We start from the raw sequence: 21,479 nt of genomic DNA on the forward strand, positions 1-21,479 counted from the left end.
CTGAACATCCAAAGGAGACTCTTGCTTTGATTGTTCCTGCAGGCGATGCCGCAGGCCGCGCGAGGCGGCCCGCTCGCCTCAGCGGTTGTAGGCTGTTTCGCCGTGGGCCGAGATGTCCAGGCCCTCGCGCTCTTCCTCTTCGCTCACGCGCAGGCCGATGGTGAGGTCGACGATCTTGTAGGCGACGAAGGAGACCACGGCGGACCACACGATGGTCAGCAGCACGGCCTTGAGCTGGATCCAGACCTGCGCGCCGATGCCGTTGGAGACGATGCCGGCCGTGACCCAGTCGCCCACCAGGCCGGGGCCGCCCAGCGCCTGGGTGTTGAACACGCCGGTCAGGATCGCACCCACGATGCCGCCCACGCCGTGCACGCCGAACACGTCCAGCGAGTCGTCCGCGCCGAGCATGCGCTTGAGGCCGTTGACGCCCCAGAGGCAGGCGAAGCCCGCGACGAAGCCGATCACGATCGCACCCATCAGGCCGACGTTGCCGGCCGCAGGCGTGATGGCCACCAGGCCGGCGACCGCACCGGATGCGGCACCCAGCATCGAAGCCTTGCCCTTCATCAGCGCTTCGCCGATGGACCAGGCGAGCACCGCCGCGGCCGTGGCCGAGAAGGTGTTCATGAAGGCCAGCACGGCGCTGGTGCCCGCTTCGAGCGCGGAGCCGGCGTTGAAGCCGAACCAGCCCACCCACAGCAGCGAGGCGCCGACCATCGTGAGCGTCAGCGAGTGCGGCGTGAAGGCTTCCTTGCCATAGCCGATGCGCTTGCCGATCAGGATGGCGCCCACCAGGCCCGCGACCGCCGCGTTGATGTGCACCACCGTGCCGCCCGCGAAATCGAGCGCGCCCCATTGCCAGATCAGGCCGGCCTTGGCGTTCATTGCGTCGACCACGTCCTTGCTGGCGTAGGCATCGGGGCCCATCCAGAACCAGACCATGTGCGCGATCGGCGTGTAGCTGAAGGTGAACCACAGCGCCATGAAGAGCAGCACGGCCGAGAACTTGATGCGCTCGGCGAAGGCGCCCACGATCAGGCAGCAGGTGATGCCGGCGAAGGTGGCCTGGAAGGCGGCGAACAGCAGCTCGGGGATGTAGACGCCCTTGCTGAAGGTCGCGCCCGGCGCGAAGGTGCCGGTGGCGGGGTCGAAGATGCCCTTCATGAAGAGCCGGTCGAAGCCGCCGATGAATGAGTTGCCCTCGGTGAAGGCCAGGCTGTAGCCGTAGATGAGCCACAGCACGACGACCATCGAGAAGGTGACCATCACCTGCATCAGCACCGACAGCATGTTCTTGCTGCGCACCAGGCCGCCGTAGAACAGCGCCAGGCCGGGAATGGTCATCATGATGACCAGCAGGGTCGACAGCAGCATCCAGGAGGTATCGCCCTTGTTGAACGAAGGCGCGGGAGCAGCGGCCGGCGCTGCTGCGGCGGCATCGGCGGGTGCGGCGGCAGCCGGAGCCGCTGCGGCGGGTGCTGCGGGCGCGGCGGCCGCCGGGGCCGTGGCGGCGGGCGCTTCGGCCGGCGCAGCCGGGGTCTGGGCGAAGCCCGCGGTGCCGGCGAGGAGCACGCCGAGCCCGAGGGCGAGAGAGACAAGCAGTTTTTTCATTGGGTCTGTTCTTTCGTGCCTCGAAGTCAAAGGGCTTCGCGGCCTGTTTCTCCGGTGCGGATGCGCACGACCTGCTCGAGGTCGTAGACGAAGATCTTGCCGTCGCCGATCTTGCCGGTGCGTGCGGCGCTCTCGACCGCCTCGATCACGCGCTCGACAAGCTCGTCGGCCACGGCCGCCTCGATCTTGACCTTGGGCAGGAAGTCGACCACGTACTCCGCGCCGCGGTAGAGCTCGGTGTGGCCCTTCTGGCGCCCGAAGCCCTTGACCTCCGTCACGGTGATGCCTTGCACCCCGATCGCCGAGAGCGACTCGCGCACCTCGTCGAGCTTGAACGGCTTGATGATGGCTGTGACCAGCTTCATGATGCTTCCCTCATAGATTCCATGATGTTTCTCCTCTGGATCGCTCTGGACGACGCGCTGTCGTGATCAGAGCGTCTTGGTCAGCGTGACGATGAATCGCGCCTTGTTGGGCGACCAGGTGCGCTCGCCGATGGGCCCGAAGCCCAGGTCGAGGCCCGGGTCGGCCACCAGCAGGTACGAGCTCTTCCTGTTGGCGCCCTGCACCGAGCCGGCCAGCGACAGGCCGTTGCCGAAGTCGTAGGAGGCGCCGACGTTGTAGTCCACGTAGCTGCGATAGCCCAGGCTGCGGATGTCGCTGCTCATGTGCGTGTAGCCCACCGCCGCCTTGAAGGTCACCTTGGGCACGATTTCCTTGGTGTAGCTCAGGTTCAGGTAGCCGGTGTTGCGGCCCTTCAGGCCCGAGCCGTCCCGCTCGCCGGCATAGTTGAAGTAGTCCTTGGACACGGTGTGCGAGTACTTCAGCGTGAACGCACCGATGGCTTCGTTGGCCCAGGTGCCGGCACCATAGAGCTCGGTGGTGTTGCCGCGGCTGTTGCCCGGGTAGATGTACGTGAGCACGCCGACGTCGAGGTCGAAGATGCCGGCCTTGAACTTGTAGCCGCCGTAGAGGTCGGTCTCGATGCTGTTGCCGTTGAGCCAGTTGACGCTGGAGTTCCAGTTGCCGATGTAGAAGCCGCTCTCGCCGAACGCATAGTCGAAGCCGCCCTGGATGGCGGGCTTGAAGGCCTTGGTCTTGGCGAAGTCGTTGTTGCCGAGCACGTCCTGATCCTGACCGCGGAACTTGTAGTTGCTGGTCAGCGCGACGTTGCCTGTGAGCTGGGCGCTCGCCAGCATCGGCAGCGCAGCGAGGGCAGCGACTGCCAGGGCAGGCGCGGTTTTACGATGCATCATCGGGAGACTCCTCGGTCGGTTTTGAAATGGTTGGATACCGATTCAAAGCAGGGAGCGTGCCAAATCGCGCGACCCGTGTGCGACGGAGCCTGGGACAGGTGCATGACGGCGACATGAACAAAAGATGGGCGCACCATCTTGGTGAAAGGGAGAGGAAATGAGCTTATCTTTGGTGCAAAGCCGTGCTTTGGTGGGTCTGGAAGCAGCAAGCGTCACGGTCGAGGTGCATCTGGCCAACGGGCTGCCCAGCTTCACGCTGTGGGATTGGCGGACGTGGAAGTGAAGGAGGCCCGGGAGCGGGTTCGTTGCGCCATCCAGAACGCCGGCCTCGAATTCCCGAGCAACAAGCGCATCACGGTCAACCTGGCGCCGGCCGACCTGCCGAAGGACTCGGGCCGCTTCGACCTGCCGATCGCGCTGGGCATCCTGGCGGCGGCAGGGCAGATCGAGGCGGCCCGGCTGGCCGGCCACGAATTCGCGGGAGAGCTCTCGCTTTCAGGGCATCTGAGGCCCGTGCGTGGTGCGCTCGCGATGGCGCTGGCGCTGCATGGCCGCGGCGTTTCGACGAAGCTGGTGCTGCCGGCAGAAAGCGCGCGGGAGGCCGCCCTGGTGCCCGGCGCCGACATCTACGGTGCGGCTCACCTGCTCGACGTGGTGCGGCAGTTCCTGCCGGGCGGCCCGGCACCGGCCGACGCGGCGGAAGATGGCTGGCATCGTGCGCAGCCCGCCGCCGCCGGTCCGGTAGCGGCGGGGGCCGATCTGTCGGATGTCAAGGGCCACGCGGGCGCCAGGCGCGCGCTCGAGATCGCAGCGGCCGGCCAGCGCAGCCTGTTGATGGTGGGCCCGCCGGGTTCCGGCAAGTCGATGCTGGCCCGGCGCTTCGCCGGCCTGCTGCCCGCCATGAGCGTGGACGAGGCGCTCGAAAGCGCCGCCGTCGCCAGCCTGCACGGCCGCTTCGCCGTCGAGCGCTGGCGCGTGCGGCCGACCTGCAGCCCGCACCACAGCGCCAGTGCGGTGGCCCTGGTCGGAGGCGGCTCGCCGCCGCGGCCGGGCGAGATCTCGCTGGCGCACAACGGCGTGCTGTTCCTGGACGAATTTCCCGAGTTCCAGCGTGCCGCGCTCGAGGCGCTGCGCGAGCCGCTGGAGACCGGCACCATCACGATCGCGCGGGCCGCGCGGCGCGCCGAGTTCCCGGCCCGCTTCCAGCTGGTCGCAGCCATAAATCCCTGCCCGTGCGGCTACCTGGGCTCCTCGCTCGAGTCCTGCCGCTGCACGCCGGACCAGGTGGCCCGCTACCAGGGCAAGCTCAGCGGGCCGCTGCTGGACCGCATCGACCTGCACATCGAGGTGCCCGCGGTCCCGGCCACCCAACTGCTGGAGACACCCACGGGCGAAGCCAGTGCCGAGGTCCGGGCTCGCGTGGTCGAGGCGCGCGAGCGCGCCCTCCGCCGGCAGGGCAAAGCCAACCAGGGACTACAGGGCGCGGAGATCGACCGCCACGCGCAGCTCGATGCAGCGGCCCTGCAGTTCCTGCAGACCGCAGCGACGCGGCTGGGCTGGTCGGCGCGCGGAACGCATCGCACGCTCAAGCTGGCCCGCACGATCGCCGACCTGGCCGGCGCCGGCACGGTGCAGGCGGCGCATGTGGCGGAGGCGGTGCAGTACCGGCGTGCGCTGCAGACCGCGGAATGATCAGCGCTTGAAGCGCCCCCCGCTGATGATCGACAGGTCGACGTAGTCGATGCCCGTGTGGTCCTGCGGCGAGTAGCTCACCTCGAGTCCGCCGCCCGGGTCGTAGCGGAAGTCGTTGAGCACGGCCAGCAGCCTGGCGCGCGTCGGCTTCGGGCCGGCGCGGCGCAGCGCCTCGACCATCACCTTGGTGGCGACGAAACCCTCGAGCAGCGCCGGCGAGAGTTCGATGTCGCCCTTGGCCTTGGCCAGGTCCGAGGCCTCCTTGACCAGCGGATGCGCCATGCCGCGCTCCGACGGCAGCACCTGCATCACGACGACGCCGCCGCTGGCGTTGCCCAGCTCCTTGATGAAGCCCGATGCCGCGTTGTTCGACAGCGTGATGACCTGGGCGGCCGAGCCGGTGGCGCGCAGCGCCTTCACGCCTTCGGTCACCGCGGTGCCGGAGCCGATCCACAGCACGGCTTGCGCATCGGCGGCGGCGAGCTTGGGCACGATCGCCGCGTAGTCGGGCTTGTTGCGATCCGCCAGCGCCAGCACGACCGGCTTCAGGCCGGCCTTGTCGAAGCCCTTCATCGCGCCTTCCATCGCGTCCTTGCCGAAAGAGTCGTCGGCCTGGACCACGGCGATGCGCTGCATGCCCACGGTGTGCAGATGCTGCACCGCCTTCTCGGCTTCGCGCTGATAGGTGGAGCGCACGTTGAACACATGCTTCTGCACGGGCTTGTGCAGGGACATCGCGCCGGTGGAAGGCGCGATCAGCGGAGTGCCGCTCTTGTCGAGCAGCGGAATGACCGCCAGCGCATTGGGCGTGCCGCGATTGAGCAGCAGCGCGATGACCTTCTTCTCCTCGACCAGGATGCGCGAGTTCTCGGCCGAGCGCTTGGGGTCCAACCCGTCGTCCAGGCGGATCACCTCGATCTTCTCGCCGTGGATGCCGCCCTGCGCATTGACGTGGTCGATGACCAGCTGCGAGCCCAGGATGGTCTCCTTCACGCTGGCCGCGACCGGCCCCGACATGTCGGCCGACTGGCCGATGAGGATCTGGGCCGCTGCGTTCGCGGCGCTCAGCACCAGCGCGGCGGCGCAGAAAAATACTCGCACGGACTCCATGGGCTGCTCTCCAGAAGGCCGGGCCGAAAACGCGCGGCGCAATTTGTGTTGAATTGTTACCGCCGCTCGCCTTGCCTCCCGCCAGAACAAACCCTTGAGTCGTTTGTCTTAGTTTTCAGACCATCCGCGTTACTGCGCCTCGATGCCGAAGGCGCGGATGCGCTGCGTGATCACCTCGTACTCCGCCCTGTAGCCGCTTGCGAACTGCTCGGGCGTGGTGTTCATGATCTCGAAGCCGCGCTCGACCAGCACCGGGCGCACGTCCTCTGCCGCGACGATGGCGCGGATCTCGGCCGCGAGCCGTTCCACCATGGGAGGCGGCGTGCGCGCCGGCGCCAGCACGCCGAGCCACACATTGGTGTCGTAGAGCGGATCGGCAAAGCCGAGCTCGCGCAGCGTCGGCACCTGTGGCAAGGCCGTCGAGCGCTCCCGGCCCAGGACCGCCAGCGGCACCAGCTTGCCCGCCTGCACATGCTGCTTCCCGCTCGCCACCGATGACAGGCCGATGCTCACGGTCTTCGACAGCAGGTCGGTCACCACCGGGCCCTCGCCCTTCTGCGGTACATGAACCATGCCGGCCTTGAGCTCGCGATTGAGCGATTCGCCGGCCAGGTGCCCGAGCCCGCCGACGCCCCAGGAGGCGTAGCTCAGGCTCGCGGGCTGCCGCGCGGCGAGGCGGCGCAGCTCGTCGATGCTCTTCGCCGGCAGGTCGGCGTTGGCGGAGATCAGCGCCGGGCTGCGCACGATCTGCGTGACGAAGGCGAAATCCTTCCGCGGGTCGTAGGGCAGCGTCTTGAAGAGGGCCGCGTTGTTGATCTGCGAATCGGTGATGGTCAGCAGCAGCACGCTGCCGTCGGCCGGCGCCCGCGCCACCTCGGCGGCGCCCAGCGCGCCGGCGGCACCGGGCTTGTTGTCCACCAGCACGGGCTGCCCCAGCCGCTTGGCCAGGCGCTCGCCGACCAGCCGCGCGACGAAGTCGGTGGCGCCACCGGCCGCATAGGGCACCACCAGCCGCACGGGCTTGGCGGGCAGCGGCGACGGTGTGGTGGTGGTCTGCGCGGGCGCGCAAAGCGGCAGGGCAGCCAGGCAGCAGGCCGCCATCCAGGTCCTGAACATGATGAATCTCCGGTGGTGGATGAAGGGGCGGTGAAGAGAGGGCAACGCCTCAGGCGCGCTCGGCCTCGACCGCCTGCGCCAACAGGCGGCGGAACTGCAGGAGGGCCGCGTCCATCGCGAGCGGCAGCATAGGGGCCTCGGGCCCGCGCTCGATGTTGCGGGCCTGCGCGGTGATCATGTCGCGGTCCTCGTTGAAGGCGACGATCAGGCCGTCGTGGATCATCTTCGTCAGCCATTCGCCGCCCAGCTCGGCCCGGTGCGATTGCTGGAAGAAGTAGTGGGTGCTGGTCTCGGTCTCGGGCGTCAGCGCCTGGCAGCTGTGCAGCTCGACCGCGCGCCGCATGTCGCCCTCGGCATCGCCGGTGGGACGGCCGCCCGAATGCATCAGCAGCGTGCCGGGCAGCACGAAGTCGTAGATGAACCAGCGGTCCACATGGCCGCCGCCGAAATCGCGCGCCCGCGCCCAGTAGGCGGGCGGCGGCACGTCGTGGACCTTGCGGGTGACGCGCAGGCCGCGCGGGATCTTCTCGATCAGGGGCCGCGCCTGCGCGATCGCGGTGGAGCCGCCCAGCGTCTTCTCGTGCACATAGCTCAGGTGCGAGAAGTCCAGGAGGTTGTCGCAGATCAGCAGGTAGGGCGTGTCGTAGTGCAGGTAGCCCGGAACGTTGCGCCAGGCCGGGTCGTCGCACGAGAAGTTGTCGGGCAGCAGCGCCGGGTCGGCCAGCGCCGGATCGCCCATCCACACGAAGACCCAGGCATGGCGCAGCGCCACCGGATAGCTGCGCACGCGCGCCTTGGGCGGCACGCTCTCGAGGCCGGGCACCTCGATGCAGGTGCCCTCGGCATCGAACTTGAGGCCGTGATAGCCGCAGCGCACGCAATCGCCTTCCTTGCGGCCCTTGGACAACGGCGCCAGCCGGTGGCAACAGCGATCCTCGAGCGCGACGATGGTGCCGTCGGCACGCCGGAACAGGAGCAGCGGCTCGCCGATCACGGTGCGGTTGAAGAGGCCGTCGGCCGCGATCTCGTGATCCCAGGCGACGACATACCAGCAGTTGCGCAGGAACATGCGCTCGTCTCCATCGGTAGTTGTGTGTGAGCCGATGGTGGCGCGCACGGCCGCACGCCCGCGTCCCCTGCGCAGGGGACAGGCAACGAGGCTCAGGCGGCCAGGCGGATGAGCTCGGCGCGATCGTGGATGCCGAGCTTGAGGTAGGCGCGCTTGCGCAGCGTGAGCACGGTGGAGGCGGCGACGTCCAGGTCGGCCGCGATGCCGTCGGCCGTCATGCTGCAGGCGATGCGCGCGCAGACGTCGAGCTCGCGCGGACTGAGCGCGGCGGCGCGGGCGTCGAGCCGGGCCCGCGCCAGCGCGATGCGCGTGGCCATCTGCCGTGCGGCCGCGCCGGTGCCGACGGCATTGCGGTGCACCTGGCGCAGGAGCGGCGCGACCGCCAGCACGCGCTCGATCTCCTGTGTAGCGAACGGGCCCTTGGCCTCGCTGCGGTAGAGGTTGATGGAAAAGGCGGTACGCGGTGCCGGCGTGAACAGCACGGTGAGCCGGTCCGACAGGTGCTCGCGCTCGTAGATGCGGTGGCGCCAGCCCGAGTCGGGGATCTCGCCGGCCCGGATGCGCAGCGCCGTCACTTCGGCGTTCTCGCCAGCTTCGGCGCGCATGCGGCCGGCGATGCGGATCGCGTCGTCGAAGACGTAGAAATGGCGGCGGTACTTGTCGAAGCACTGGCTGGTGACGTTGCGCAGCCCTGGGCCGAAGGCATGCCCTTCGAGCAGCGCCGGCGGATCCTCCATGTGCGACACCAGGCTGATGTAGTCCACCGGCAGCAGCGCGTTGAGGAAATGCAGCATGGCGCGCGTCGGCTCGGCCTCGCGCGGCGCTTCGAGCAGCAGCGAGACCGCGCGCAGGTCGAGCGTGTGCTGGTGGGGGACGGCGGGGACGCGCCAGGGGGCGGACATGTGGCCATTGTCCGGTCGCGGCCGCGCCGCGCGAAGCCCGCGTGGCTCGGGACAAACCCGCTTCCCACCCTTCCTGGCCAGCGTGGGAAGGCCGAGTGCCAGGGTTGGTTGCAGTGCAGGTACTAGAGAAGACCGCGCCCTGCCAGGTTGCGCATCAGCGCCCCGATGCCGAAGGACCAGCGCGCCGCCTGGTCGGCATGCACCACGCGGTTCTCCAGCGCGCCGAGCTCGGGCGCCGAGATGGTGACGCGGTCGCCCACCACGTGGGTGAAGCCCTGCCCCGGCCCATGGCGGTCCTGCGTGGGCGCGAACATGGTGCCGAGGAAGAGCATCAACCCGTCCGGATAGGCGTGGTGCGGACCGATGGCCTGCGACACCAGGTCCAGCGGATCGCGGCTGATCTGCGCGAGCGAGCTCGATCCTTCGAGCACGAAGCCCTCGGGCCCGGTGACCCGCAGCGCCACCGTGATGCGGCGCACGTCGTCGATGCCGAAGTGCGTGTCGAACAGACGGATGAAAGGCCCGATCGCGCAGGAGGCGTTGTTGTCCTTGGCCTTGCCCAGCAGCAGCGCGCTGCGGCCTTCGAAGTCGCGAAGATTGACATCGTTGCCGAGCGCCGCGCCCAGGGCGCGCCCGCGGCTGTCGACCGCCAGCACAACTTCGGGCTCGGGGTTGTTCCAGACGGAGCCTGAATGGATGCCCACGTCGGCCCCGGTGCCCACGGCCGACAGCACCGGCGCCTTGGTGAAGATCTCGGCGTCGGGACCGATGCCAACTTCGAGGTACTGCGACCAGGCGCCCTGCGCGATCAGCACCTCCTTGACCTGCGCCGCCTGCGGCGAGCCGGGCACGATGCCGGCGAGGTTGTCGCCCAGCACACCGCCGAGCGCGGCACGGATGGCTTCGGCGCGGGACGCGTCCCCGCGCGCCTGTTCCTCGATCACGCGCTCCAGGAGGCTGGCAACGAAAGTCACGCCGCTGGCCTTCACCGCCTGCAGGTCGCAGGGCGCGAGCAGCCAAGGCAGTTCGGGATCGCGCCGGGCCTCGTCGCTGTTGGCGAGCGCCGCGTCGAGCGCCGCGATGCGTGGCGCATCGTTGTCACGCAGGGCCTGGCGCACCAGGCCCACGGGATCGTCGAGCTCGAGCAGCTGGCTGGTGGTGGGCGCCAGACGCGTGAGGTCGTGCAGGCCGCCGTCATGCACCGCCACCGGCGTGGGCCCGACATCGGGCTGCCAGAGGCGGCCGATCAGGGCGGCGCGCTCGGCATCGCGGGGGAGGCTGGTGGCTGACGAGAGGGGGGTCTGGGGCATGCTGTCTCCAAGAAGTCGGGTACCGGACGCAGAGGACGTGAGGTTTCGCAGAGGATGCAAAAGCGTCCAGCCGCAAGAACATTCTGTCTGTCTTTTCTGCGTGCTGCGTTTCTTTGCGTCCCCTGCGTCCGGTCAGTCCGTGTTCATTCGCCCCTTCGAACGCGCGCCACCTCCGACGCCAGATCCTTCCACGCCGGCTCCTGCGGCGCGAAGCGTGCGCGCATGTAGTCCGCCAGCTCGGCGATCTGCGCATCGCTCAGCGCATCGCGGAAGGCAGGCATGAAGCCGATCTCGCGCGTGGCGGGCTCGCGCACGCCATCGAGGATGGTGCGCAGCAGGTTGTCGGGGCGCTCACTCGTGAGATTGCTGTTGAGCGCGAGCGGCACGTTGGCGCCGAGCAGCGTGGGGCCGTTGCCGTCGTGATGGCACGCGGCGCAGGCCCCATCGAACAGGCGCTGGGCCGGGCCGAGCAGCTGGCCCTGGCGCGCCGCGGCGGTGGCGACGGCGCGCTGCGCCTGCGCGCTGGCCTCGCCCTCGCTGGTTTCGGCGTGGAAGGACGCGAGATAGCTCGCCATCGCCCGGATGTCGGCGTCGGGCACCGCGGCCAGTTCGCGCACCACATCGGCCATCGGGCCGCCGGCCGTGCCGTGCTGCGGGCTGTGGCCGTTGCGCAGGTAGCGGTAGAGCGACTCGGCGTTCCAGGGCACGGCTGACTTCGAGGCCGCGCCGGTGAGCGCCGGCGCTTCCCAGCCCTCGACCATCGCGCCAGACAGGTAGGCCTTGCCGCCCTGCTCCGCGCCCAGCGCATTGCGCGGCGTGTGGCAGGCACCGCAATGCCCCAGGCCGTTGACGAGGTAGGCGCCGCGGTTCCATTCCGCGCTCTGCTGCGCAACCGGCTGCAGGGGGGCGGGGTCGTGGAAGAGCGCGTTCCAGCCGGCCATCAGTGGCCGCAGGCCGAAGGGGAACTTCAGCTCGGACTTGGGCGTGGGCGCGTGCACCGCAGGCTGCGACATCAGGTAGGCGTACAGGGCCTGCAGGTCGTCGTCGCTGGTCTTGGCGAAGGCGGTGTACGGAAAGGCCGGGTAGAGATGGTGACCGTCGCGCGAGACGCCTTCGCGCATGGCACGCTGGAAGGCGCTGAAGGACCAGCGGCCCAGGCCCGTGTCGGGGTCGGGCGTGAGGTTGGTGGTGTAGAGGGTGCCGAAGGGCGTCTCCATGGCGCGCCCCCCGGCGTTGGGCACACCACCTGGGGCGGTGTGGCAGACGGCGCAGTCGCCGACGGCGGCCAGGGTGCGGCCGCGGTCGACGGTGGCCTGGCTGTAGACGGGGGCGCTGAGGGTGACGGGGGCGATGGTGGAACGCCAGCCGAGGAGGCCGGCGACGACGCCCAGGCCGCCGATGGCGAGGGCGGTGGCCGTGGCCCAAAGACCGCGCGATGCGGGCCACGGCGCTTCGGTTTTGCTCCTTCCCCCTTTGGGGGAAGGTTGGGATGGGGGCACGGCAGCCTCCCCATCGACACGCCGCGTGCCCCCACCCCCGCCCTCCCCCGGAGGGGGAGGGAGTGAAGAGGGATTCAGCGCAGCGCGCACCACTTCCGGCGTGAACGGCGGCGCCCTGAACCGCACCCCCGTCGCATCGAAGATCGCATTCGCAATGGCCGCCGTCCCCGGCACCGAGGACGACTCCCCCGCCCCCAGCGGCGGCTCGCCCGGCCGCTGCATGTGCACGACCTCGATCACCGGCACCTCGCGGAAGCTGAGGATCGGGTAGCTGCCCCATTCGCGGCTCGCGACCACGCCCGTCGGCAGCACGCCCGGCAGTGTCTCGCCGCCGGACAGCCCCCCCGACGGCGCGAACTGCACGCGCTCCTTCAATGCACGGCTGGTGGTCTGGATCACGTTGCCGTGGATCTGGTGCTCGACGCCGGCCGGGTTCACCATCAGCCCCGCGTCATGCCCGACGACCACGCGGCGCACGTGCACCTCGCCGGTGGTCTTGTGAACTTCGACGTCGGCCACCCAGGCCGACCAGGCCGCGCCGAAGCCGGGCCACTTGCTGTGCACGTAGCGGGCATAGGCGAAGCCCTGGCCGAAGAGCACGTCGCCGCCCGGTCCCAGGCCGCCATCGACGTTCTCCTGCGGCCCGGTGCGCATGCGCCAGCCGGCCTTCTGCGCCGTCTCGCGCACCAGCTCGGCAGCGCGCGGATCGCGCAGGTGGCGCAGGCGGAAGGCCACCGGGTCCACGCCGGCCGCGGTGGCCAGCTCGTCGACGTAGGACTCGTGCGCGAAAGAGCTTGGCAGCGCGGAGACGCCGCGCAGCCAGGAGGCGCGCACGATGGGCGCCATGTCGTTGACCTTGACCCGCAGGTTCTCGTAGGCATAGGGCGGGCGCGCGGTGCGGTCGCCCATCTCGAAGGCCTGCGCCACCGGCTCGACGGTGCGCGTCAGCAGCAGCGCCAGCGTGGGCGCGCCGTTCGAGGGGTAGGAGGTCTCGAAGTCGTAGGCCGCCACCCCGCCCTCGGCATCGAGCCCGCCGTTGACCTGCATCAGCTGCGCTGCGCCCTTCGGCTCCCACGCATGCTCCTGCTCGCGCGTGAGCTGCACGCGCACCGGCGCGCCGGCCGCGCGCGCAAGCAGGGCCGCGTCGGCCGCCACGTCGTCGGCGCTGTTGCGGCCGTAGCAGCCTGCAGCCTCCATGCGCACCACGTCGACGGCCACATCCTCCAGGCCCATGAGCCTGGCGAGATCGGCCCGCAGCACGTGCGGGTTCTGCGAGCCGGCCCAGACGCGCAGCTGCACGCCAGGCTCGCCTTCAGGCTGCCAGAGCGCGAGCGCGCAGGAAGGCCCGATCGAGGCATGCATCTGGTAGGGCCAGACATAGGTGCGCGGCATCGGCTGGGCCGCGTTCGCGAGCGCCTCTTCGACCCGGCCCTCGTCGACCAGCAGGCGCTGTGTCGCCGGGTTGGCACGGATCGCGCCTTCGAGGTCATCGAGCGCGGGCAGGCCAGGCCAGGGCTTCCAGCGCACGCGCAGCTCGCGCAAGGCCTGCTCCGCATGCTCCTCGCGCTCGGCCACGATGCCGACGAAGTCGCGGATCACCACCACCGCGCGGATGCCGGGGATGTGGGCGATGGAGGATTCGTCCACCGATTCCAGCGTGTTGCCGATGAAGTCGCCGTGGTCGGCGCCCGCATAGGGCGGCCGCACGACCCGGCCGTGCAGCATGCCGGGCACGCGCATGTCGTGCACGAACACCGTCTCACCCGCCAGCTTGGCCGGAATATCGACGCGCGGGACCGCGGTGCCGACAAGGCGATAGTCCTTCGGGTCCTTGAGCCGGGCCGCCCCGTCCAGCTGCAGCACCGTGCGCGTGCCGGAGACCAGCTCGCCGAAGGCCACACTGAAGGCCGGATCCTCGCCGGCATGGATGCGGCCCTCGCGCACCTCGAGCAGCGACGGCTGCACGCCGAAGCGTTCGGACGCCTGCGCCAGCAGCCAGGCGCGCGCCTGCGCCGCCGCCAGCCGCAGCGGCGCGGCGTGGATCTGCAGCGAGGCGCTGGCGATAGTCGCGCCCTGGTTGGGCGCGCGCGCCGTATCGCCCAGCACCATGTGCACCTGCGAAAGCGGCAGGTCGAGCTCCTCGGCCACCACCTGTGCCAGCGCGGTGCGGATGCCGGTGCCCAGGTCCACGTGGCCGTTGAGCGCGGTCGCGCTGCCGTCGCTCCACAGCGCGAGCAGGATTTCGGGGCCTTCGGCGGGGTTGCCGAATACCGCAGGGGGCTGGCCCTTGGCGGCCGGCGGCGGAGCCGGCGTCTCGCGCACCACCACCAGCACGTCCTTGGCGTGGAGGAAGTCGCTGCGGGTGCGCGGCTGCTCGGCGCGCCGGGTCACGTCGTCTCGTCCCTGGCCATCCGCAGCGCCGCAGCGTGCACCGCGGCCAGGATCTCCACGTGCGTGCCGCAACGGCACAGATTGCCCGACAGCTCGGCGCGTATGCGCGCATTGCTGGGGTGCGGATCACGCGCCAGCAGCGCGGCGGCCTGCATCACCATGCCGTTGAGGCAGTAGCCGCACTGCGCGGCCTGGGCCTGTTCGAAAGCCTGCTGCACGGGATGCCAGCTGTCGCGCGATCCGAGTCCTTCGAGCGTGGTGATCGCGCGCCCGGCCACGCCCTGGGCCGGAATCACGCAGGCCCGCGCCGCCACGCCGTCGACCCACACCGTGCACGCCCCGCACTGGCCGAGGCCGCAGCCGTACTTGGGGCCGTTGAGCGAGAGGTCGTTGCGCAGCACATGCAGCAGCGAGGCCTGCGCGGATACGGAAAGCTCGATCTCGCGTCCGTTGACCTTGAAGGCGAGTTCCGGCATCGGGCGCGCAGGTCTTTCAGGCACTGATCTCGATGTCGCCGGACTGGATGCGCTTGACGCCCTTGGCCTGCATCTCCTTCCAGGCCTTCGCGAGCGAGCCATTGAGGTCGATGGCCCGCGTCGCGTCCTCGATCACGTAGGCCTCGAAGCCGGCCTTGCGCGCATCGAGCGCGGTCCAGGCCACGCAGAAGTCGGTGGCCAGCCCGGTGACGAACACGGTCTTGATGCCGCGCTGCTTCAGGTAGCCGCCCAGGCCCGTGGGCGTCTTGCGGTCGGCCTCCTCGAAGGCCGAGTAGCTGTCGACGCCCTTGTGGTAGCCCTTGCGGATGATCAGCTGCGCGCTCGGCAGCTTCAGGTCCTTGTGCAGCGCGGCGTCTTCCGTGCCCTGCACGCAGTGGTCGGGCCACAGCACCTGGTTGCCGTAGCCGAGCTTGATGCTGCTGAAGGGCTTCTGCCCCGGATGCGCGCTCGCGAAGGAGGCGTGGCCCTGGGTGTGCCAGTCCTGCGTGAGCACAATGTTCTCGAAGGCAGTGGAGAGCTTGTTGATCACCGGCACCACGTCCGCGCCGCCCTTCACCGGCAGCGTGCCGCCGTCGACGAAGCAGTTCTGCACGTCGACCACGATCAGCACCGACTTGTCGGAGGGCCTGATCTTCGCCGCCGCGAACAGCGGCGCCGACAGGCCGGCCAAACCGAATGCGGCGGCGGACTGGAGAAAGGTTCTGCGGTGCGTGTCGTGCATGGTGTTCGCTCCTCGGTTGATCAAAATGCCCTGGCTCAAACGGACAGGTAGGCCCGCCGTACTTCCTCGTTGGTCGCCAGGTCGGCCATCGAAGCCTGGTAGCGGATCTGACCCTTCTCCAGCACGTAGGCGCGGTCGGAGACCAGCTCGGCGAAGTGCATGTTCTGCTCCGACAGCAGGATGCTCACGCCCTGCGCCTTGAGCTCGAGGATCATGTTGGCCATCTGCTCGACGATCACCGGCGCCACGCCTTCGGAGGGCTCGTCCAGCAGCACGAGGTAGGGGTTGCCCATCAGCGTGCGCGCCACCGTCAGCATCTGCTGCTCGCCGCCGCTCATGCGCCCGCCGGGACGCTGCGGCATTTCGCCGAGGTTGGGGAAGAGCTTGAACAGGCGCTCGGGCGTCCAGAGCGGCGCATCGCTGCCGTCGGACCAGCGGCGCGGGGCCTGCTTGCCGACTTCGAGGTTCTCCATCACGGTGAGGTCGGTGAAGACGCGCCGGTCCTCGGGCACGAAGCCCAGGCCCAGCTTGGCCGCCTGGTGCGGCTCGCTCTTCGAGATGTCGTGGCCCAGGAAGCGCACGGCGCCGCGCCGCTTGGCGAGCATGCCGATCAGCGCCTTGAGCGTGGTGGACTTGCCCGCGCCGTTGCGGCCCATGAGTGCGACTACCTCGCCGCGGCGAACTTCGAGGTCGACGTCGTACAGGATTTGCGCGGCGCCGTACCAGGCGCACAGGGCCTTGGCTTCGAGCAGTGTTTCGTGGGTGCTCATCAAGAAATACCTTCGCCTTTGGCTGCGGCGCTCATGCAGTTTCTCCCGCGACGGCGGCATTCACCGCGGCCGCCTTCTCCGCGATCTTCTCGAAGGTCTTGCCGCTGCCGAAGTAGACCTCCTGCACCTTGGGATGGTCGCGGATCTCCAGCGGCTTGCCCTGGGCGATCAGGCGGCCGCGCGCCAGCACGATCATGCGGTCGGCGTACGCGAAGACCACGTCCATGCTGTGTTCGGTGAAGAGCACGGCCATGCCGCGGTCGATCACCAGCTGCTTGGTGAGGGCCATCAGCGAGTTGCGCTCCTTGGGGGCCATGCCGGCAGTGGGCTCGTCCATCAGCAGCAGCTTGGGCGAGTTGGCCATCGCGATCGCGAGCTCGACGCGCTTGACGTCGCCGTAGGCGAGCACGCTGCAGGGTCGGTCGGCCTGGGCCTTCATGCCGACCTGGTCGAGCAAGGCCAGCGCCTCTTCGCGCTTGTGGTCGGCAGCGCGGCGCCAGGTCGAGAACAGCTTGTGGTCGTGCGAGAGCAGAGCCATCTGCACGTTCTCCACAACGGTGAGCGAGGCGAAGGTCTCGGCGATCTGAAAGGTGCGGCCCACGCCCATGCGCCAGATCTCGCGCGGCTTGCGGCCGACCAGCTCCTGGCCATCGAGCAGGATCGAGCCGCGGTCGGCCTTGAGCTGGCCGTTGACCATGTTGAAGGTGGTGGACTTGCCGGCGCCGTTGGGGCCGATGAGCGCCAGCAGCTCGCCGGGGGCGAGGTCGAAGCTGATGCCGTCGACGGCTTTGACGCCGCCGAAGGACTTGCCGAGTTCTGTGACTTTGAGGAGGCTCATGGTCTTGCTTCCTCCCCCGGCGGGGGAGGGTTAGGGTGGGGGCACTCGGTTCGTTTGATTTCGTACGGTGCTGTTGTGTTGAGTGCGGAGCCGGGAATTCGCCCCGGCGGGCGAGTTACTTTCTTTGTCTCGCCAAAGAAAGTAACCAAAGAAAGGCGACCCCACTGCGCGTGTCCCTCCGCTTCGCTACGGGCAACCTGCGGTGCTCGCTTTTCGCGGGGTCCGCGCAAACTCGCCTTCGGCTCAAACACGCGCGGCCCTTTATCCGCGAAAAGCTCCGCTCCTCGGCACGCGCAGAGGGGACTTGGAGTCCAACGCGCCATGGCGCGTCCTTGTGTGGGGTGCAGGTTGGCGTGAGCTCCGGGTCTTCGCTCACGTTGGCTCTCGCGCACACGCTCACGCGCACGCGCACGCTCGTGCGGCTGCTCGTGCTCGTGCTCGTGTGGGTGCTGGTGCTCGTAGCCATGCTCATGCTCACGTCCGAGCCCACACGCATGCACCTGTTCCAGGCCTCGCGCAGCGAGGCCGTTGGCGGCCGAGCGAAGCAATGGCCCGACCCATCCCCAATCCCCTCTGCGCGCGCCGAGGAGCGCAGCTTCAGGCGGATTAAGGGCCGCGCGTGTTTGAGCGAAGCGAGTTTGCGCGGACCCCGCCTGAAGCGAGCACCGCAGGTTGCCCGTAGCGAAGCGGAGGGACACGCGCAGTGGGGTCGCCTTTCTTTGGTTACTTTCTTTGGCGAGACAAAGAAAGTAACTCGCCCGCCGGGGCGAAATCCCGGCTCCGCACTCAACACAACAGCAACGTACGAAATCAAACGAAACGAGTGCCCCACCCCAACCCTCCCCCGAAGAGAGAGGAAGGAAGACCGCGCTCATGCCTTGGCCTCCTTGAGTTCACCCGAATCCTTCGCATGCCGCTTCCGATCGAACAACTGCTTCGCAAACCCCGCAATCCCCTGCGGAAACAGCAGAACCAGCAGCAGGATGATCCCACCCAGCATCGCCCGCCAGTAATCGGTATTGCGTGCCACCGTGTCATGCAGCCAGGTGAAGGTCACGGCCCCCACCACCGGCCCCGCCAGCGTCTGGATGCCGCCCAGCAGCACCATCACCAGCCCATCCACCGATTTGCCCACGCTCAGCGATTCCGGCGAGATGCTGCCCTTGGAGAACGCATAGAGCGCCCCGGCCAGCCCCGCCGCCATGCCCGCGATCACGAAGGCGGCCCACTGCATGCGCTTGACGTCGATGCCGATCGCGTCCGCGCGCAGCACCGAGTCGCGGCCTGCGCGCAGCGCATAGCCGAAGGGCGAGAACAGCACGCGGCGCAGCCACAGCACGCCAAGGGCCACGAGCACCAGCGTGAGCCAGTAGTACACGCGCTTGTCCGAAAGCCACTCCGCCGGCCACACGCCCGTGAGCCCGTTGCTCCCGCCGGTGAAGCCGTCCCACTGGTAGGTGACGGCCCAGGTGATCTGCGCGAAGGCCAGGGTCAGCATCGCCAGGTACACACCCGACAGCCGCACCGCGAACCAGCCGTAGACGAAGGCGCCGGCGGCAGCTACCAGCGGCGCGACGACGAGCGCCAGCTCCATCGGCATGCCGCTCGCGCGCACCAGCAGCGCGGCGCCGTAGGCCCCGAGCCCGAAGTAGGCCGCATGCCCGAAGGAATGCATGCCGGCCGGGCCCATGATGAAGTGCAGGCTGGTGGCAAACAGCGCGGCGATCATCAGGTCGATCATCAGCACCATCGTGTACGGCGAGCCGGCCGTGAAGACCGGCAGGGCCGCGAGCACCAGGCCGAAGACGGCGGCGGCCACCAGGTAGGCCCGGCTGGGCCGGCGCAAGGGCTCCTCCTGCATGCCCACGTACCGGCTGGGCGCCTGCGGCCGGCCGAACAGGCCCCAGGGGCGCCACACAAGCACCACGGCCATCACGAGGAAGTCCACCACCAGCGTGAGCTTGGAGAAGGACACGCTGACGCCGAAGACATCGACCACGCCAAGCCAGATGCAGATCGCCTTGATCTCGGCGATCAGCAGCGCGGCGGCGTAGGCGCCGGGGATCGAGCCCATGCCGCCGACCACCACCACGACGAAGGCAGCGCCGATGGTGTTGAGGTCCATCTCCAGCGTGGCGGGCTCGCGCGGCAGTTGCAGCGCGCCGCCCAGGCCCGCGAGCATGGCGCCGAGGGCGAACACGGCGGTGAACAGCCAGGCCTGGTTGACGCCGAGCGCGCTCACCATCTCGCGGTCCTGCGTGGCGGCACGCACCAGGGTGCCGAAGCGGGTGCGCGTGAGCAGCATCCACACCAGGCCCAGCACCACCGGGCCAACCACGATCAGGAACAGGTCATAGGACGGGAACTGGCGCCCGAGGAGGGTGACCGAGCCGGAAAGCCCGGGCGCACGCGGGCCCAGCAGCTCGTCCGGGCCCCAGAGCCACAGCACCGCGTCCTTGATCACCAGCACCAGCGCGAAGGTCGCCAGCAGCTGGAACAGCTCGGGCGCCTTGTAGATGCGGCGCAGCAGCACCACCTCGATCAGCGCGCCGAGCACACCCACGGCGAGGGCCGCCAGCACCAGCGATGGCCAGAAGCCGAAGCCGGTGCCCAACCGCTCGACCAGCGTGTAGGCGATGTAGATGCCCACCATGAAGAACGAGCCATGCGCGAAATTCACGATCCGCGTCACGCCGAAGATCAGCGACAAGCCCGCGGCCACGAGGAACAGCGAGGACGCGCTCGCCAGCCCGTTGAGCAGCTGGACGATGAAACCTGAAAAGCTCATGACTCGTTCGCCTCAGCTCAATCGTTGGCGCGGGACTTCTTCAGCTCTTCGACCGGCGGCTGGTACTTGGGGTCGGCACCATCGAGGTACACGTAGTTGACCATCACGCCCTTGCCACCCTCGTTCTTGGTGCGGCCCACGAAGGCGCCCATGGTGGACTGGTGATCTTCCGGGCGGTAGCTGATCTTGCCGAAGGGCGTGTCGACCTGCAGGCCCTTGAAGGCCGCGACCAGCTTGTCGGTGTCGGTGCTTTTGGCCTTGGCGATGCCGGCGGCGGCCGACTTGATCATGCTGTAGCCCACCACCGAGCCCAGGCGCGGGTAGTCCTTGAACTTGGCCTGGTAGGCCTGCTCGAACTTCTTGTGCTCGGGCGTGTTGATGCCGTACCACGGGTAGCCGGTCACGATCCAGCCGTTGGGCGCCTCGTCCTTCAGCGGGTCCAGGTACTCGGGCTCGCCGGTCAGCACGCTGACCACCTCGCGGTCCTTGAACAGGCCGCGCGTGTTGCCCTCGCGCACGAACTTCGAGAGGTCGGCGCCGAAGAGCACGTTGAAGATCGCGTCGGGCTTGGCGTCGGCCAGCGCCTGCACCACGCTGCCGGCGTCGACCTTGCCGAGCGGCGTGGCCTGCTCGGCCACGAACTCCACGTCGGGCTGGGCCGCCTTCATCAGGTTCTTGAAAGCCGCCACGGCCGACTGGCCGTACTCGTAGTTGGGATAAACCACGGCCCAGCGCTTCTTCTTGAGCTTGGCGGCCTCGGGCACCAGCATCGCGGCCTGCATGTAGGTGCCGGGGCGCAGGCGGAAGGTGTACTGGTTGCCGCCCTGCCAGGTGATCTTGTCGGTAAGCGGCTCGCCGGCCAGGAAGAAGAACTTCTTCTGCTTGGCGAAGTCGGCGACCGCCAGGCCGGTGTTCGACAGGAAGGTGCCTGCGAGCATGTCGACCTTCTCGCGCGAGACCAGCTCCTCGGCCACGCGCACCGCGTCGCCCGGGTTGGCGTTGTCGTCGCGGGTGATGAGTTCGATCTTCTTGCCGTTGACTCCGCCGGCGGCGTTGATTTCATCAACCGCCAGCTCCATGCCCTTCCTGTAGGGCTCGAGGAAGGCAGGCTGGGCCTTGTAGCTGTTGATCTCGCCGATCTTGATCACGCCCTGCGCGTGCGCGGCGGGAATCAGTGCGAGAGTGAGAGCGGCAATCGACACCGCGCTGAACGCGAAACGCATGGTCATGGGAGAACTCCTCGTTGGAATGGTTGATGGGATACGACAGGTGGCAGTGAGGCTCAGCGGAGTCCGTCCTCACCCTTGATCTCGGAGGCCTTCAAGCCGCCGATGCGCGGCAGCGGACGTCCGCTGTCGGTCACGGCGACCGCCACGACGATCTCGTTCGCGCGCGGAGCATCGGAGACACGCGCCTCGACGGCGTCGAAATGGCTGCGAACAAAAGCGGCGTCCTTGTGGCCCAGCGGCACGTCGATGGCGGTGCCGAGCGTGCCCCGCTTCTTGGCCGAAGGCACCAGCGCCGCACCCTTTTCGACCGCCACGCGCAGCGGCGCGCCGAGCTTGGGATGCAGGATGGCAGCGGCATGCTCGAGCTCGCCGGATTCGCCGACGATCGCGGCCTTGCCGTAGCTCTGCGCCTGGCCGGGCTGGATGCCCAGCGCCTGCACGGCCTTCTGCCCAAGCAGCGCGCCGAGCTCCTCGCCGATGTCGATCAGCTCGTCGAGCGATTCGCTGTAGCGGCCGGCGTAAGGGTTCTCGATGACCGCGATGGCCACGGCACGGCGCGTGGGCGGCTCGATGGTCTTGCCCATTTCCTTGCGGGTTTCGTCGACCTGCACGACGAGCTTGCGGATGTTGGCACTCATGGTTGTTTCCTTGTGTCTCTGAATGAGGGACGTTGCGGC

At 68.9% G+C, this 21,479-nt stretch carries 16 protein-coding genes and 1 pseudogene; 1 reads left to right on the forward strand and 16 read right to left on the reverse strand.

Features of this window, described 5'->3' with window-relative positions:
• Nucleotides 1–78 precede the first annotated feature (78 nt).
• The 3 genes from ACMGEZ_RS16630 to ACMGEZ_RS16640 form a co-directional block, all read right to left on the reverse strand.
• Nucleotides 79–1,614, reverse strand: coding sequence for an ammonium transporter (locus ACMGEZ_RS16630; protein WP_436823375.1), 1,536 nt, complete (start codon nucleotides 1,612–1,614; stop codon nucleotides 79–81).
• A 26-nt stretch (nucleotides 1,615–1,640) separates the two neighbouring features.
• The gene (glnK, locus tag ACMGEZ_RS16635) at nucleotides 1,641–1,979 is read right to left on the reverse strand and encodes a P-II family nitrogen regulator (RefSeq protein ID WP_436823376.1); all 339 of its coding nucleotides are present in this window, start codon (nucleotides 1,977–1,979) and stop codon (nucleotides 1,641–1,643) included.
• 66 nt (nucleotides 1,980–2,045) lie between these two features.
• Nucleotides 2,046–2,867 (reverse strand): TorF family putative porin, encoded by an 822-nt coding sequence (locus ACMGEZ_RS16640; protein ID WP_436823528.1) that lies wholly within the window; start codon nucleotides 2,865–2,867, stop codon nucleotides 2,046–2,048.
• Between the two features lie 160 nt (nucleotides 2,868–3,027).
• On the opposite strand from ACMGEZ_RS16640, the pseudogene ACMGEZ_RS16645 reads away from it, so the two are divergent.
• Nucleotides 3,028–4,562 (forward strand): annotated as a pseudogene (locus tag ACMGEZ_RS16645) (YifB family Mg chelatase-like AAA ATPase).
• On the opposite strand, the gene ACMGEZ_RS16650 reads toward ACMGEZ_RS16645, so the two are convergent.
• The 13 genes from ACMGEZ_RS16650 to ACMGEZ_RS16710 form a co-directional block, all read right to left on the reverse strand.
• Nucleotides 4,563–5,672 (reverse strand): ABC transporter substrate-binding protein, encoded by a 1,110-nt coding sequence (locus ACMGEZ_RS16650; protein WP_436823377.1) that lies wholly within the window; start codon nucleotides 5,670–5,672, stop codon nucleotides 4,563–4,565.
• Between the two features lie 129 nt (nucleotides 5,673–5,801).
• A complete protein-coding gene (locus ACMGEZ_RS16655; RefSeq protein ID WP_436823378.1) occupies nucleotides 5,802–6,788 on the reverse strand; it encodes a Bug family tripartite tricarboxylate transporter substrate binding protein in 987 nt (328 codons plus the stop codon).
• Between the two features lie 49 nt (nucleotides 6,789–6,837).
• Nucleotides 6,838–7,857: an aromatic ring-hydroxylating dioxygenase subunit alpha gene (locus ACMGEZ_RS16660; RefSeq protein WP_436823379.1), complete on the reverse strand. Its 1,020-nt coding sequence runs from the start codon at nucleotides 7,855–7,857 to the stop codon at nucleotides 6,838–6,840.
• A 92-nt stretch (nucleotides 7,858–7,949) separates the two neighbouring features.
• The gene (locus ACMGEZ_RS16665) at nucleotides 7,950–8,759 is read right to left on the reverse strand and encodes a helix-turn-helix transcriptional regulator (protein ID WP_436823380.1); all 810 of its coding nucleotides are present in this window, start codon (nucleotides 8,757–8,759) and stop codon (nucleotides 7,950–7,952) included.
• A 122-nt stretch (nucleotides 8,760–8,881) separates the two neighbouring features.
• The gene (locus tag ACMGEZ_RS16670) at nucleotides 8,882–10,069 is read right to left on the reverse strand and encodes a fumarylacetoacetate hydrolase family protein (RefSeq protein WP_436823381.1); all 1,188 of its coding nucleotides are present in this window, start codon (nucleotides 10,067–10,069) and stop codon (nucleotides 8,882–8,884) included.
• A gap of 143 nt (nucleotides 10,070–10,212) precedes the next feature.
• Nucleotides 10,213–13,959 (reverse strand): molybdopterin cofactor-binding domain-containing protein, encoded by a 3,747-nt coding sequence (locus ACMGEZ_RS16675; protein ID WP_436823382.1) that lies wholly within the window; start codon nucleotides 13,957–13,959, stop codon nucleotides 10,213–10,215.
• A complete protein-coding gene (locus ACMGEZ_RS16680) occupies nucleotides 13,956–14,435 on the reverse strand; it encodes a (2Fe-2S)-binding protein (RefSeq protein ID WP_436823383.1) in 480 nt (159 codons plus the stop codon). The genes ACMGEZ_RS16675 and ACMGEZ_RS16680 overlap by 4 nt, the downstream gene beginning before the upstream one ends.
• A 16-nt stretch (nucleotides 14,436–14,451) precedes the next feature.
• Complete coding sequence (gene pncA / locus ACMGEZ_RS16685) at nucleotides 14,452–15,177, reverse strand: bifunctional nicotinamidase/pyrazinamidase (RefSeq protein ID WP_436823384.1); 726 nt, start codon at nucleotides 15,175–15,177, stop codon at nucleotides 14,452–14,454.
• A gap of 35 nt (nucleotides 15,178–15,212) precedes the next feature.
• Nucleotides 15,213–15,947, reverse strand: coding sequence for an ABC transporter ATP-binding protein (locus ACMGEZ_RS16690; protein WP_436823385.1), 735 nt, complete (start codon nucleotides 15,945–15,947; stop codon nucleotides 15,213–15,215).
• A 31-nt stretch (nucleotides 15,948–15,978) separates the two neighbouring features.
• Nucleotides 15,979–16,785: an ABC transporter ATP-binding protein gene (locus ACMGEZ_RS16695; protein ID WP_436823386.1), complete on the reverse strand. Its 807-nt coding sequence runs from the start codon at nucleotides 16,783–16,785 to the stop codon at nucleotides 15,979–15,981.
• A gap of 871 nt (nucleotides 16,786–17,656) precedes the next feature.
• On the reverse strand, nucleotides 17,657–19,573 hold the full coding sequence (locus tag ACMGEZ_RS16700; RefSeq protein WP_436823387.1) for an ABC transporter permease: 1,917 nt from the start codon (nucleotides 19,571–19,573) through the stop codon (nucleotides 17,657–17,659).
• Nucleotides 19,574–19,590: 17 nt separating this feature from the next.
• Nucleotides 19,591–20,802 (reverse strand): ABC transporter substrate-binding protein, encoded by a 1,212-nt coding sequence (locus ACMGEZ_RS16705; protein WP_436823388.1) that lies wholly within the window; start codon nucleotides 20,800–20,802, stop codon nucleotides 19,591–19,593.
• Between the two features lie 53 nt (nucleotides 20,803–20,855).
• A complete protein-coding gene (locus ACMGEZ_RS16710) occupies nucleotides 20,856–21,440 on the reverse strand; it encodes an amino acid synthesis family protein (protein ID WP_436823389.1) in 585 nt (194 codons plus the stop codon).
• Nucleotides 21,441–21,479: the final 39 nt, after the last annotated feature.

Origin of the sequence: Variovorax stachyos (assembly GCF_051400855.1) — a bacterium.
Lineage (GTDB): Bacteria > Pseudomonadota > Gammaproteobacteria > Burkholderiales > Burkholderiaceae_C > Variovorax.